The organism is Pseudoxanthomonas sp. JC1303 (assembly GCF_058448525.1).
Genome location: NZ_CP185958.1, coordinates 1401143 through 1415305, shown reverse-complemented (window position 1 = coordinate 1415305; position 14163 = coordinate 1401143). Strand labels below are relative to the sequence as shown.

9 protein-coding genes are annotated in these 14163 nt (G+C 67.8%); 6 read left to right on the top strand and 3 right to left on the bottom strand.

Translation table 11 applies throughout. The features are described from left to right. Window positions 1–140 precede the first annotated feature (140 nt). From ACORQU_RS06245 to ACORQU_RS06235, 3 genes are all read right to left on the bottom strand, one after another. Window positions 141–320 carry a hypothetical protein gene (locus ACORQU_RS06245; RefSeq protein WP_491643951.1) on the bottom strand — a complete coding sequence of 60 codons (180 nt, stop codon included), beginning with the start codon at window positions 318–320 and terminating at the stop codon, window positions 141–143. Window positions 321–403: 83 nt separating this feature from the next. Continuing rightward, a complete protein-coding gene (locus tag ACORQU_RS06240; RefSeq protein ID WP_491643950.1) occupies window positions 404–2617 on the bottom strand; it encodes a S9 family peptidase in 2214 nt (737 codons plus the stop codon). A gap of 140 nt (window positions 2618–2757) precedes the next feature. Then, window positions 2758–3453, bottom strand: coding sequence for a glutathione binding-like protein (locus ACORQU_RS06235; protein ID WP_491643949.1), 696 nt, complete (start codon window positions 3451–3453; stop codon window positions 2758–2760). A gap of 409 nt (window positions 3454–3862) precedes the next feature. Between ACORQU_RS06235 and ACORQU_RS06230 the strand changes: the two genes are divergently transcribed. The 6 genes from ACORQU_RS06230 (at window position 3863) to uvrD (ending at window position 14133) form a co-directional block, all read left to right on the top strand. Beyond that, window positions 3863–6955, top strand: a complete 3093-nt coding sequence (locus tag ACORQU_RS06230) for a TonB-dependent receptor (protein WP_491643948.1) — start codon at window positions 3863–3865, stop codon at window positions 6953–6955. Between the two features lie 104 nt (window positions 6956–7059). After that, window positions 7060–8616, top strand: a complete 1557-nt coding sequence (locus tag ACORQU_RS06225) for a tryptophan halogenase family protein (RefSeq protein ID WP_491643947.1) — start codon at window positions 7060–7062, stop codon at window positions 8614–8616. A gap of 14 nt (window positions 8617–8630) precedes the next feature. Continuing rightward, window positions 8631–9338, top strand: a complete 708-nt coding sequence (locus ACORQU_RS06220; protein WP_491643946.1) for a SapC family protein — start codon at window positions 8631–8633, stop codon at window positions 9336–9338. Beyond that, window positions 9322–10335, top strand: coding sequence for a cupin-like domain-containing protein (locus tag ACORQU_RS06215; RefSeq protein WP_491643945.1), 1014 nt, complete (start codon window positions 9322–9324; stop codon window positions 10333–10335). Before ACORQU_RS06220 ends, ACORQU_RS06215 begins: the two co-directional genes overlap by 17 nt. A gap of 20 nt (window positions 10336–10355) precedes the next feature. Next, entirely contained in the window at window positions 10356–11864 is a 1509-nt protein-coding gene (locus tag ACORQU_RS06210) for a tryptophan halogenase family protein (RefSeq protein WP_491643944.1), read from the top strand. Window positions 11865–11922: 58 nt separating this feature from the next. Next, the gene (gene uvrD, locus ACORQU_RS06205) at window positions 11923–14133 is read left to right on the top strand and encodes a DNA helicase II (protein ID WP_491643943.1); all 2211 of its coding nucleotides are present in this window, start codon (window positions 11923–11925) and stop codon (window positions 14131–14133) included. Window positions 14134–14163 lie beyond the last annotated feature (30 nt).

Genomic DNA, 14163 nt, shown 5'->3' with positions numbered 1-14163 from the left:
TCGGCCGGGTCGAAGGCCTTGATCCGCGTGCTGGGGGCAGCAGCGCTTCCCGTTATCCCGCCTTGCCAGGGCAATACCTGTGCAGGGCGTGTGGCCGCCTGCTGGTCACAGGCACCGAGCGGCGGCTGCGCGGTGTTGACTCAATCTGTGGTCGTGAAGGCGGGTGGCGAAGGTGTCTCGCGTCGCGCGGGCACGCCAAGCGTGGTGCTCATCAGGACGCGCAAGGCTTCGAGCTGGCGCGCCTGCTGCTGCAGGTACCAGCGGCGTTGCTGTGGATCCAGCGACGCCAGGAAATCCGATTCGTGGGTGATGGGCTGCATGGAGCGTTCGCGTAGACGCCGACGCGCGGCGGGCCACGCAGGGGACCATCTGGCCGTCGCAGCGTCTGCGACTGGCGGACACCTCAGGTGTCTGGTCGCAAGCGCCGCGCCAGGAAGGCCTCGCTGCGCTTGTACCGGTACAGCAGGTCGCTGCCGGACAGCCCATGCCGCGCACCGGGGAAGGTCATCAGCTCGAAGGCCGTTCCGCGCGCCTGCAGTGCGTCCATCAGGCGCGTGGCGTTGGAAAACAGCACGTTATCGTCGGCCATGCCGTGCAGCAGGAGCAGGGCATCGTCGGTCAGCGCATCGAGATGGGTGAACACACTGGCCTGTGCGTAGCCTGCCGCGTTGGCCTGCGGATGATCCATGTAGCGCTCGGTGTAATGGGTGTCATACAGCGCCCAGTCGGTCACCGGCGCCCCGGCGATGCCAGCGGCATACAGCTCGGGCGCGCGGGCCAGCAGCATCAAGGTCAGGTAGCCGCCGTTGGACCAGCCATGTACGGCGATGCGCGCGGCGTCCACCCACGGCTGCGCCTGCAGCCAGGCCACGCCCGCGCGTTGGTCATCCACCTCCACCGTGCCTTGGCAGCGATGGATGGCGCCGCCGAAGGCGCGCCCACGGCGCGGCGTGCCGCGGTTGTCCAGGCTGAAGACCACATAGCCGCGCTGGGCCAGGTACTGGTTGAACAGCGCATCTCCGCGCGTGGGCCAGGTCTGGGTGACGGTCTGGGTCGCCGGCCCGCCGTAGACGTAGACCACCACCGGATAGCGGCGTGCGGGGTCGAAGTCCGGCGGGGTGATCAGGCTGTAGTGCAGCGGGGTGTGACCATCGGCCGCGGTCAGCGTGCCGAAGTGCACCGGCCGCTGGGCCGCGCGATATGGGGCGAAGGGATGGGTCGGGTCGTCCAGGTCGTTGTCCAACAGGCGCGCCAGCCGCTGGCCATCGGCGCGATGCAGGGCCAGCTGCGGCGGCACGGTGGGGCTGGACCAGCCATCCACGTAGACCTGCGCGTTGGCGGCGAAGCTCGCCTCGTGCATGCCCGGCGCCTGCGACAGCTGGACCGGCGCGCCGCCATGCAGCGACACGGCAAACAGCTGCGCCTGGGTGGGATCGGGCTGGCCGGCGTGCAGGCCGGCGCGGAAGTAGGCCAGGCCCGCCGCTTCGTCGACCGCGAGCAGGGCATCCACCGGCCAGGCGCCTTCGGTCAGTGCGGTGAGCTGCTGTCCATCCTCGCTCACCAGATACAGATGGGCGAAGCCGCTGCGCTCGGAGGACCACACCAGGCGCCCGTCTTGCAGGAAGCGCAGGTCGTCGTGCAGCGGCACCCAGGTCGGCGAGGTCTCGGTCAGCAGCACGCGCTGGGCCCCGGTGGGCAGGGCGTGCTCGATCAGCTCCAGCGTGCGCTGGTCGCGCGCCTGTCGCTGGAAGGTGAGCCGCCGCGGGTCGCGCCACGCCACCCGGACCAGGTAGATATCCGGGTCCGGGCCCAGGTCGATCCATCGCGGCTGTGCGCCGGCGCGCGGCGCGATCACGCCTAGCGTGACCGCTACGTTGGGCTCGCCGGCGGCCGGATAGCGCTGGGCGACCACCTCGGTGCGGTCGGCGTGGATCTCGGTACGCTGCTTGACCGGTACCGCCGATTCGTCGATCCGGGCGAAGGCGATGGCGCTGTCGTCCGGCGCCCACCAGTAGCCGGTGTGGCGTGCCATCTCCTCGTCGGCGACGAACTCGGCCACGCCGTTGCCGATGACCTCGCTGCCGTCGCAGGTCAAGCGGTGCTGGGTCCCGTCGGCCAGGTCCACCACCCACAGGTCGCGGGCGCGCACAAAGCTGACGAAACCACCACCCGGCGACACCTTGGCATCGGTGGCGAAGCCCTCGCCGTGGGTGAGCCGGCGCACGGCCAGCCCGGCCGGTGTTTCCAGTTCGTAGAGGTAGAGCTCGCCGCCCAGCGGAAACAGCAGGCGGCGCCCATCCGGGGAGAACTGGTAATCGACGATGCCGCGATAGGCGGCGATGCGCTGGCGTTCGCGGCGGGCCTGTTCCTCGGCGCTGAGCACTTCCTGGCCCGGCAGCAGCACGTCGGCATCAACCAGCAGCCGGTGCGTGCCGCTGACTACATCGTATTCCCAAAGATCCAGGCGATAGCGATCGGCCTGCTTGCCGCGCAGGTAGGTGACCCGCGTACTGTCGGGCGACACCGCCGGCTTGAGCAGTGCGGGCCCACTGAGCGGTGCCGTGCCGGTGATGGCTTCCAGCGTCAGCGGGGATGGCGTCGGATCGGCGTGGGTCATGAACATCGCAAGAGCGCAGCGGGACGCCCATCATCGGCGATCGCGCGTGGGAGCCACCATGGCGGCGAGCACGGCTTTCCGAGCGGACCCGCATCGCCGCCGCGGCGGCGCCCACTGCTGCCCCGTGCCGAGACGCGGACCTACTTTGCTGGCTGGCCGAACATGTGCCGGCGCTGTTCTTCGGTCAGCGGCTGGCCGAGGTCAGGATTGACCTGCGGCCCCAGCGCGTAGGCCTTGGCCGTGGCCGGGCGCGCGGTGATCGCATCGAACCAGCGCTGCACATTCGGGAAATCGGCCAGGTCCATTTTCTGCTTGGCGTGCGGGACGATCCACGGATAGGCGGCCATGTCGGCGATCGAGTACGCCCCGCCGGCGATGAAGTCACGCCCGTCCAGGCGCTTGTCCAGCACCCCGTACAGGCGCCGGGTCTCGTTGGTATAGCGGTCCTGCGCGTAGGGGATCTTCTCCGGCGCGTATTGGTTGAAGTGGTGGTTCTGGCCGAGCATCGGGCCCAACCCGGCGACCTGCCAGAACAGCCATTCCAGCACCTCGACCCGCGCGCGCGGCTCTGTCGGCAGGAATTGCCCGGTCTTCTCGGCCAGGTACAGCAGGATCGCGCCGGACTCGAACACCGTCTGCGGCGCCCCGCCATCGGCCGGCGCATGGTCGACCAGGGCCGGCATCTTGTTGTTGGGCGAAATGGCCAGGTAGTCGGCGGTGAACTGGTCCCCCTTGCCGATGTCCACCGGCTTGATCGTGTAGTCCAGTCCCGCTTCTTCCAGGAACAGGGTGATCTTGTGGCCGTTGGGGGTCGGCCAGTAGTAAAGGTCGAACATACGTGCTCCGGTCTGCGGAAAGGGCACGCCGGGCCAGGGCAGGCCGCGTGCGCGATTGCCCGCCAGCATACGAAGAGGTGTGCGCAGATTGCGTGCAGCCGCGGCTCCAGGGACGCGAGGGCAAGGAAAATCTCACGAAATTTTTGCGTTTATGTAACCGGTTTCTCACGTAGACCGCCTACCACGCGCGCATGCGCCAACCCGCATGGTGGCGGGCTTTGGCGCAATTGCCCCGACACACGATGAGCAAAATGCGCGGCCAGCCGCACATTTGTCCTTGTTGCAGTGCGGTGTGACAACGCTGTCATGCTCTGCAATAACTGCGCCCGCTTAAGGCTGAGGCGCTTGTGCACCGGGCCATAAGAACGACCACACCAGTTCGAAAATTTCCCTGGGGAGGGCTAGCTCGATGAATCGGAACACTCCTGTGCCGCGCAAGCGGCTGCTCGTCTCTGCCCTGCTGGTCGCGCTGTCCGCGCCGGCCGCCGCGCAGACCGCCGATACGACCAACACGCCGATCAGCGCCGCCGATCAGGCTGCACCCGGCAATGCCAGCGCCAACGCCAATACCGATCCGACCCAGCTGGACACTGTGCAGGTCGTCGGTATCCGCGGCAGCATGATGTCCTCGGCCAACCTCAAGCGTGATTCGCTGGGCGTGGTCGACGGCATCGTCGCCGAGGACATCGGCAAGTTCCCCGACACCAACCTGGCCGAGTCGCTGCAGCGCATCTCCGGTGTGTCCATCGACCGCAGCAACGGCGAGGGCTCCAAGGTCACCGTGCGCGGCGTCGGCCCGGACTTCAACCTGGTGCTGCTCAACGGCCGCCAGATGCCGACCGCCACCGGCGGCCGTGCGTTCGAGTTCTCCGACCTGGCCTCCGAGTCGGTGTCGGCGGTGGAGGTCTACAAGACCAGCCGCGCCAGCACGCCGGTCGGCGGCATCGGCGCGACCATCAACATCAAGACCGCCCGCCCGATGGACAACCCGGGCTTCCACGCCAGTGCCGGCGCCAAGGGCGTGATCGATACCTCCGACAATGATCTGCCCGGTAAGTACAAGGGCCAGAGCGTGACGCCGGAAATTTCCGGCATCTTCAGCAACACCTGGGCCGATGATCGCTTCGGCGTCTCGCTGAGCCTGAGCCGTCAGGAGCGCGAGTCCGGCTCGGCGCGCGCGGAGGTGGCCTCGGGCAACGGCTGGCAGGCCTATATCGATACGCCGCAGGCCGATGGCGTGGGCGGCCCCAACGCCGCGCTGGCCGCATCGCCCAATGTCACCAACCGGCCCGGTCCCAATGACGTGTACTCCATGCCGCAGAGCCTGGGATATTCGGTCAACGCCGTGCATCGTCAACGCACCAATGGGCAGCTGACCTTCCAGTTCGCGCCCACCGACAACCTGACCGCCACGCTCGACTACACGTACTCGGAAAACAAGATCCAGTCGATGCGCAACGACATGTCGGTGTGGTTCAACTTCACCCCCGACCAAAGCGCATGGACCGACGGTTCTGGCTCCTCGCCGCTGTCCTACCACGAGACCTACGGCTGCACACCGCGGACCTATCCGGGCGGTGAGACCGATCCGGGGTGCTCGGACCTGGCCATGGGCGCCTCCAAGACCGCCGTGGTGCACGAGAACAAGTCGCTGGGCTTCAACGTCGACTGGCAGGTCAACGATGCCTTCAGCCTGAACTTCGACTACCATGACTCCAGCGCCGAGTCGCGCCCGGACAGCCCATACGGCTCCAGCAACACCATGTCCACCGCAGGCTTCTTCCGCCAGGGCGCGGGCTTTGACATGAGCGGCGACTTCCCGATCCTCACCGTGGATCTTCCGGCCGGCATGACGGCCATCGATCCGGCGATGATGCAGGCCACCGGCTCGGTGTTCCGTAACGACTACCAGAAGGCCACCATCAAGCAGGGCCAGATTTCCGGTAAGTTCGATTTCGAGAACTACTCCACGCTGAATTTCGGCGTGGGCAGCACCGACTACAAGAACCGCTCGGCCTTCACCAACGTGCAGCTGGATACCTGGGGCGGCAACGTGCCCGCTGGTCCGGGTGCCTATGACGATGCCCTGTTCCCGTTGGCCCACATGGGCGATTACTTCGACTACAGCGGCGCCAACAGCCCCAACTTCACCGACGCGTTCTTCCTGTTCGATTTCGAAGCCATGCGCGAGGCGGCGGCCAACGCCCGGACCAACGCCGGCCTTGGCGTGCCCGAGGACTACTTGGCGTCCACCGATTACACCGGCGCCGCGGTGCCGGGCAGCTCGGCCAGCCGGACGGTCGGCGACAGTCGCGTGAGCGAGAAGTCGCATAGCGCCTATGTCGAGTGGAGCAATACCTTCGATGTCGGCCTGCCGCTGAGCGTGAATGTCGGCATGCGCTACGAGGAGACCAAGGTCACCGCATCGGCGTTGCAGCCGGCGCCGGTGGCGGTCAACTGGGCCGGTGCCAACGAGTTCAACCTGATCTATCAAGGCAACGAGTTCTACACGCTCAAGGGCGACTACAGCTACTGGCTGCCCAGCCTGGATCTGGCGCTGGACCTGACCGACGACATGAAGCTGCGTTTCAGTGCCGGCAAGACCATCGGTCGGCCGAACTGGGGCGACCTCAATGCCGCCCAGAGCCTGGGCAGCCCGGCCCGTTACGACGGCGGTAGCGGTGGCTCGGGCAACCCGGCACTCAAGCCGCTGGTGTCCAAGAACCTGGACGTGTCCTGGGAGTGGTACTACGACGAAGGCAGCTACGTGTCGGTGGGCTACTTCTACAAGAAGATCGACAACTTCATCGCGCGCCAGACCCAGCGCGAGACGCCGATCCCCGATCTCTACACCCCGGCCGGCGGCGCCTACTGGAACGAGGCTGTGGCTGCGGGCTGCGCCGAGACCGACCGTCCCTGCATCCGCGACTACATCTTCGCCAACCACGACGGCGATCCTGGCGTGGACGCGGCTGCGGGCAGCATCGTCGGCCAGCCGGGCGATCCGGTGCTGGATTTCAACCTGTCCAAGCCGGTCAACAACCGCTCGGACAAGCTGGACGGTTGGGAGCTCAGTGTCCAGCACGTGTTCGGCGAGACCGGCTTCGGTCTGGCGGCCAACTACACCAAGGTCGATTCGGGGTTGACGTACGACAACGGCGTGATCGGCACCCAGTTCGCGCTGACCGGTCTGAGCGATACGGCCAATTTCGTGGCCTTCTACGACAAGGGTCAGTGGCAGGTGCGCGCCGCGTACAACTGGCGTGACGAATTCCTCAGCGGGCTGGGCGACGGCAAGGGCAACAACCCGCTGTACGTCGAACCCTATGGTCAGCTAGACATGAACGTCAGCTACCAGGTCAACGACCACCTGTCACTGTCGCTGGAAGGCATCAACCTCACCGACCAGGACTACCGCGTGCACGGCCGCAACAGCAAGCAGCTGTATTCGCTGGAGCAGTACGGCCCGCGCTACATGTTCGGCGTGCGCTACAAGTTCTGATCCAAAGGTGGGATGGGCTGCGTCGCCTCGGTGGCGCAGCATGGGGAGGCCGCTGGCGATCAGCGGCCTTCTCGTTTGGGGCAACACGTGGATCGGGAGTCGGTGTGGCGGGTGAAACAGTGCGTGAGGTGGTGATCGTCGGCGGCGGGTCCGCCGGCTGGCTGACCGCGGGTGTGATCGCCGCCGAGCATCGCGACCGCAATGGTCCCACCCTGCGGGTGACCGTCGTCGAGTCGCCCGACGTGCCGGCCATCGGCGTGGGCGAGGGGACCTGGCCGACGATGCGTGACACCCTGCGCCGCATCGGCGTGGGCGAGGTCGAGTTCGTGCGCACCTGCGATGCCACGTTCAAGCAGGGGTCGCAGTTCATCGGTTGGGTCGATGGACGGCCGCAGGATCGCTACAGCCATCCCTTTTCCCTGCCGCAAGGCTTTGGGGAGGTCCAGCTGGGCGCATCGTGGGCCGCGCGTGGGGACGAGGCTTCGTTCGCGCACCTGGCCAGCGTGCAGCCGCATCTGTGCGACGCCGGGCGGGGGCCCAAGCAGTTCGCCACGCCCGAGTACGCGGCGGTTGCCAACTATGCCTATCACCTGGATGCCACTGCGCTTGGCGGCTTCCTGCGGGCGCACTGCATCGATCGGCTGGGGGTGCGCCACGTGGTGGGGCACATGGAGGGCATCGAGACGCACGACAACGGCGACATCGCGGCGCTGCGCGTGCGCGATCAACCCGCCATCGGCGGAGACCTGTTCGTCGACTGTACCGGGATGCGCGCGCTGTTGATCGGTGCGCATTACGGCGTTCCGACCACGCCGGTGGACGAGGTGCTCTTCAATGATCGTGCGTTGGCGCTGCAGGTCCCGTATGCGGCCGCCGACACCCCCATCGCGTGCCAGACGCGTGCCACCGCGCAGTCCGCCGGCTGGATCTGGGATATCGGCCTGTCGGCGCGACGTGGCGTGGGCCATGTCTATGCCAGTGCGTTCATCTCCGATGATCAGGCCGAGGCCGAGCTGCACGCCTACATCGCCGCCAGCGGGGGAGCGCCGGCGCACCAGCTGCCGGCAGCGCGGCGCATCGACCTGCAACCCGGCTATCGGCGCACGCCCTGGCATCGCAACTGCGTGGCCATCGGCCTGGCTGCGGGCTTCGTCGAGCCACTGGAGGCCTCGGCCCTGGTCCTGGTCGAACTGGCGGCCGCGCGCCTGGCCGAGGAGATGCCGACCGACCGTGCCGACATGGATCTGCTGGCGGCGCGCTTCAATCACACCTTTGCCGAGCGCTGGCAGCGGGTGGTCGAATTTCTCAAGCTGCACTACCTGCTCAGTCGCCGCGACACCCCGTACTGGCAGGCGCATCGGGCGCAGGACAGCGTGCCGCAGGCGCTGCGCGAGCGATTGCAGTTGTGGCGTCACCAGCCGCCATCGCGCGCGGATTTCCCGCGCAGCGAGGAGATCTTTCCCTCGGCCAGTTGGCAGTACATCCTGTACGGGATGGGCGTGCGGCCGCAGCCGCGCCCGGCGCGCCGGACCGAGGACCCCGCGCAGGCCCAGGCGCGGTTCGAGGAGGTCGCCGCACTGTCCAGGCGCATGCTGCCCGCGCTGCCGGCGCACCGCGCGCTGGTCGAACACATCAAGGCCCATGGCCTGCCCCGTCTTTAGATTCGAGAATGCCGATGTCGCAACCTGTGCTGCTCAACAACCTCGACCATCGCGACCTGCGCGTGTCCACCGCGCGTGGGCCCGGCTGGGGGGACGAGGTCATGTCGGCGCTCACCTTCCCCGGGGAGTTCCGCGCGCTGCAGGCCTACTACCCGATCGTCTTCAAGAAGGACCCGCAGGGGCGCTTCCTGCCGCTGGCGCTGCTGGGGCTGGAGCCGGGGCAGAACCTGTTCCTGCGCGAGGACGGCTGGGATGCGCACTACCTGCCGATGGCCATCGAACGCCAGCCGTTCCTGATCGGCCAGGACGCCAGCGGTGAGCCGATGCTGCACGTCGACCTGGATCATCCGCGGGTGGTGCCCTCGGGCGAGGCGTTGTTCCTTGAACATGGCGGTTACACCGCACTGCTCGAGCGCATGGCCTCGTTGCTGCGGGCCCTGCACGAAGGGATGGGTACCACCGAGGGCTTCATCGCCCTGCTGTTGCAGCACGAACTGCTGGAGCCTTTCACCCTCGATGTGCGCTTGACCGGCGGCGCGCACGTGCAGCTGACCGGCTGCTACACCATCGCAGAGGAACGCCTGCGCGCGCTGCCGTCCGAGGCCCTGCAGGCACTGGCCCAGGTCGGCGCCCTGGAGCCGATCTATATGGCGATTGCCTCGCTGTCCCATTTTCGCGACCTGATCGGCCGCCTCGAGCAGGCGCATGCTGGAGCACGCTGAAGCCATCGCCGAGCGTCGTGGCCTGCGCCCGGACACCCTGGACGCGACGCTGCTGGCGTCCACCCAGCCGGTGGTGCTGCGCGGACTGGTCGCCGACTGGCCGATGGCCCGTGCCGGCGCGGCCTCGGCGCGGGAGGCGGTGGACTACCTGCGCCGCTTCGCCCGCGCCGAGCCGGTGGTGGCCACGGTCGCCGCGCCTGAATCGCAGGGGCGGTTCTTCTATGCCGAGGGACAGCAGGGCTTCAATTTCCGGTCCGAGCGGGTGCCGCTCCCGGTGGTGCTCGACACGCTGCTGCGTTACCTGGACGAGGACGCCCCGCCCGCCATCTACGTGGGTTCGACCACCATCGACACCTGGTTGCCGGGCTTCCGTGCCGAGAACGACCTGGACCTGGGGCCCAATACCCCGCTGGCCAGCATCTGGATCGGCAACCGCACCCGCATCGCGGCTCACCAGGACGTGCCGGACAACATCGCCTGCGTCGTGGCCGGGCGGCGCAGGGTGACGCTGTTCCCGCCCGAGCAGTTGGCCAATCTGTATATCGGTCCGCTGGATCGCACACCCGCAGGCCAGGCCGTCAGCCTGGTCGACTTCGCCCACCCCGACCTGCAGGCCCATCCGCGTTTTGCCGAAGCCGCGCGTCATGCCCAGGTGGCGGTCCTGGAGCCGGGTGATGCAGTGCTGATCCCCTCGCTGTGGTGGCACCACATGGAAGGCCTGGAGCCGTTCAACGTCCTGGTCAACTACTGGTGGCGGCGCACGCCGGCGTACATGGATTCGCCGATGAACGCGCTGATGCTGGCCCTGCTGAGCATCCGCGACCTGCCGGCGCACGAGCGCGAGCACTGGCGCGAGGTGTTCCGGCACTACGTGTTCGATGCCGATGCGCAGACCGTGGCCCACATCGCCGAGGGCGCCCGCGGCGCACTGGCGCCGATGGACGAGGCGCGTGCCCGCGAGCTGCGCGCACGCTTGCTGCAGCGACTCAATCGCTAGGGCCGGGAGACCCTTTCCGCATGACCGAGACATCGATGGACCAGCCGATCAGGCGCGTGGTCATTGCCGGGGGCGGCACCGCCGGATGGATGGCCGCCGCGGCGATCTCGCGCATTCTCGGCAAGCATGTGCAGGTGACCCTGGTCGAATCCGAGGAGATCGGCACGGTCGGCGTGGGCGAGGCGACGATTCCCTCGCTGGCCACCTTCCATCGACTGCTCGATATCGATGAACGCCAGTTCATGGCCGCCGCCCAGGGCACCATCAAGCTGGGCATCTCCTTCGAGGGCTGGAAGACCGGGCAGGACCGCTACATCCATTCCTTCGGCTCCACCGGCAAGGATCACTGGAGCGCCGGTTTCCAGCACTTCTGGCTCAAGGGGTGCGAGCGGGGGCTGGCCGGTCCCTACGAGGATTACTGCATCGAGCTGAAGGCCGCGCTGGCCGACCGCTTCGCACACGTGAACGGGCAGCCGCTGAACTATGCCTACCACCTGGATGCCGGGCTTTACGCGCGTTTCCTGCGGGCGTTCAGTCAGGCCCACGGCGGCCGTCGGGTCGAAGGCAGGATCACCGAAGTGCTCACCGACCCGGACAGCGGCTTCATCACCGCGCTGCGCCTGGAGCGCGGCGAGGTGATCGAAGGCGATCTGTTCATCGATTGCACCGGCTTCCGCGCGCTGTTGATCGGGCAGACCCTGGGGGTGGGCTTCGAGGATTGGTCCCACTGGTTGCTCAACGATCGTGCCATCGCGATGCAGACCACGGCCGTGCGCGATGCGGTGCCCTACACGCGGGCCATCGCCGGCAAGGCCGGCTGGCAATGGCGCATCCCGCTGCAGCACCGGGTCGGCAACGGCATCGTGTATTCCAGCGCGCACCTGGACGATGAACAGGCCAAGGCCGAGTTCCTGGCCAGTGTCGAGGGCGAGGTGATCAAGGAGCCCTTCCCGGTGCGCTTCCGCCCCGGGCGGCGGCTGCGCTGCTGGGAGAAGAACTGCGTGGCCATCGGACTGTCCGGCAGTTTCATCGAACCCCTGGAGTCGACCACGATCCATCTGATCCAGCGCGGCATCGTCAACCTGCTGCGCTCCTTCCCGCAGGTGATCCGCCAGGTCGCCATCGACGAATACAACGCCCAGCTCGACAGCGAGCTGACCCATGTGCGGGATTTCGTCGTGCTCCACTACCACGCCACCGAGCGTCGCGACACGCCGTACTGGGACTATGTGGCCAACATGCCCTTGCCCGGCACGCTGCAGCATCGCGTCGACCTGTTTCGCGAGACCGGGACGGTCTTCCACGTCCCAGGCGAGCTGTTCGCGGAGAACTCGTGGATCCAGGTGATGCTTGGACAGGGCATCGTGCCGCGCCAGCGTCACCCGGCGCCGGACCTGATGGGCGATGCGGAACTGGGGCACTTTCTGGGCGCGATCCAGCGTCAGGTCGATGAGGTGACCGCCCGGCTGCCGGCGCACATGGACTACCTGCGGCGCTACTGTCCGGCGGCCCCACCGGTCCGGCCCTAGCGGGTCGGCGCCCCGTCAGGACGGCCGGGCTGGACAGGCCCGGTAGAATGGGTCGGCAATGGATGTCTCCCACCTGCTCGACGATCTGAACCCGGCCCAGCGCGAGGCCGTTTCCGCCCCTTCCGGGCATTACCTGGTGCTGGCCGGCGCCGGCTCGGGCAAGACGCGGGTGCTCACCCACCGCATCGCCTGGCTCAACGAGGTCCACGGGGTGCCCACGCACGGCATCCTGGCGGTGACCTTCACCAACAAGGCCGCGGCCGAAATGCGCCAGCGCACCGATGCGCAGCTGCGCAACGGCGGCCGTGGCATGTGGATCGGCACCTTCCACGGCCTGGCCCATCGCCTGCTGCGCCTGCACTTCAACGAGGCGCGCCTGCCCGAGGGCTTCCAGGTGCTGGACTCGGACGACCAGCAGCGCCTGGTCAAGCGCGTGGCCCAGGCGCTGGAGCTGGACGATGGCAAATATCCGCCGCGCCAGATCGCCTGGTGGATCAACCAGCAAAAGGACGAGGGCCGCCGTCCCGAGCACATCCAGCCAGAGGGGCGCGACGAATGGCTGAGCGCCATGGTCGCGGCCTATACCGAGTACCAGGCCCGCTGCCACCGCGCCGGGCTGGTCGATTTCGCCGAGCTGCTGCTGCGCGCGCACGAGCTGCTGCGCGACACCCCGGCGCTGCTGGCCCACTACCGGCATCGTTTCGGCGAGCTGCTGGTGGACGAATTCCAGGACACCAACGCCATCCAGTACGGCTTCATCCGCCTGCTGGCCGGCGACGCCGGGCATGTGTTCGTGGTCGGCGACGACGACCAGGCCATCTACGGCTGGCGTGGCGCGAAGGTCGAGAACGTGCAGCGCTTTCTCAAGGATTTCCCCGGCGCGCAGACCATCCGCCTGGAACAGAACTACCGCTCCACCGCCAACATCCTGGGTGCGGCCAACGCGGTGATCGCGCACAACCCCGACCGCATCGGCAAGGAGCTGTGGACCGACGCCGGCCAGGGCGATCCGATCGATGTCTATGCGGCCTACAACGAGGTCGACGAGGCGCGTTACGTGGTCGAACGCGCGCGCCAGTGGGTGCGCGAGGGCGGCAGCTACGGCGAGGTTGCGGTGCTCTACCGCAGCAACGCGCAGTCGCGCGCATTGGAAGAATCGCTGCTGGCCGAGCAGGTGCCGTACCGCGTGTATGGCGGCATGCGCTTCTTCGAGCGCGCGGAAATCAAGGACGCGCTGGCCTACCTGCGCCTGGTGTCCAATCGCGCCGACGATGCGGCCTTCGAGCGCGCGGTCAACACGCCGCCACGCGGCATCGGCGAGCGCACCCTGGACGAGGTCCGCCGCTGCGCGCGCGGCGCGGCGCTGTCGCTGTGGGACGCCGCGCGCCAATGCGCGCAGGGCGGCACCCTGGCCGGGCGCGCGCGCAATGCGCTGGCGGCGTTCGTCGAGCTCATCGATCAGCTCAATGCCGAAACGGCGGAGCTGGACCTGAAGGAGAAGATCGACCATGTGCTGGCGCGCTCTGCGCTGCGCGAGCACTGGGCCAAGGAAAGCAAGGGCGGCCTGGATTCGGATTCGCGCACCGAGAACCTGGATGAACTGGTCTCGGTGGCCTCGCGCTTCGCCCGGGCCGAGGTCAACCCGCTGGAACTGGACGACACGCCCGATGCGGCCGAGAGCATGAACGAGCTGGTCGCCTTTCTGTCCTACGCCGCGCTGGAGGCTGGCGAAGGCCAGGCCCAGGCCGGCGAGGACGGCGTGCAGCTGATGACGCTGCATTCGGCCAAGGGCCTGGAGTTCCCGCTGGTGTTCCTGGTGGGGCTGGAGGATGGCTTGTTCCCGAGTGCGCGCTCGGTCGAGGAGCCGGGCAAGCTGGAGGAAGAGCGCCGCCTGGCCTACGTGGGCATCACCCGCGCGCGGCAGAAGCTGGTGCTGGCCTACGCTGAGTCGCGCCGCATCCACGGGATGGACAACTACAACGTGCCTTCGCGATTCCTGCGCGAGATCCCGCGCGAGCTGCTCAACGAAGTGCGGCCCAAGGTGCAGGTCTCGCGCCCGGCCTCACTGGGCGCGGCGCGTGGCGGCGTGGGTCATGCGCCGATCGAAACGCCGGCCATGAAGCTCGGCGCCAATGTGTCCCATCCCAAGTTCGGCCTGGGCGTGGTCGTCGATTACGAGGGCGCCGGGGCCCATGCGCGGGTGCAGGTGCAGTTCGACGAGGGCGCCAAGTGGCTGGTGCTGGCCTACGCCAACCTCACCCCGCGATAAGCCCGACCGCCAGCGGCTTTGGCAAGGCAG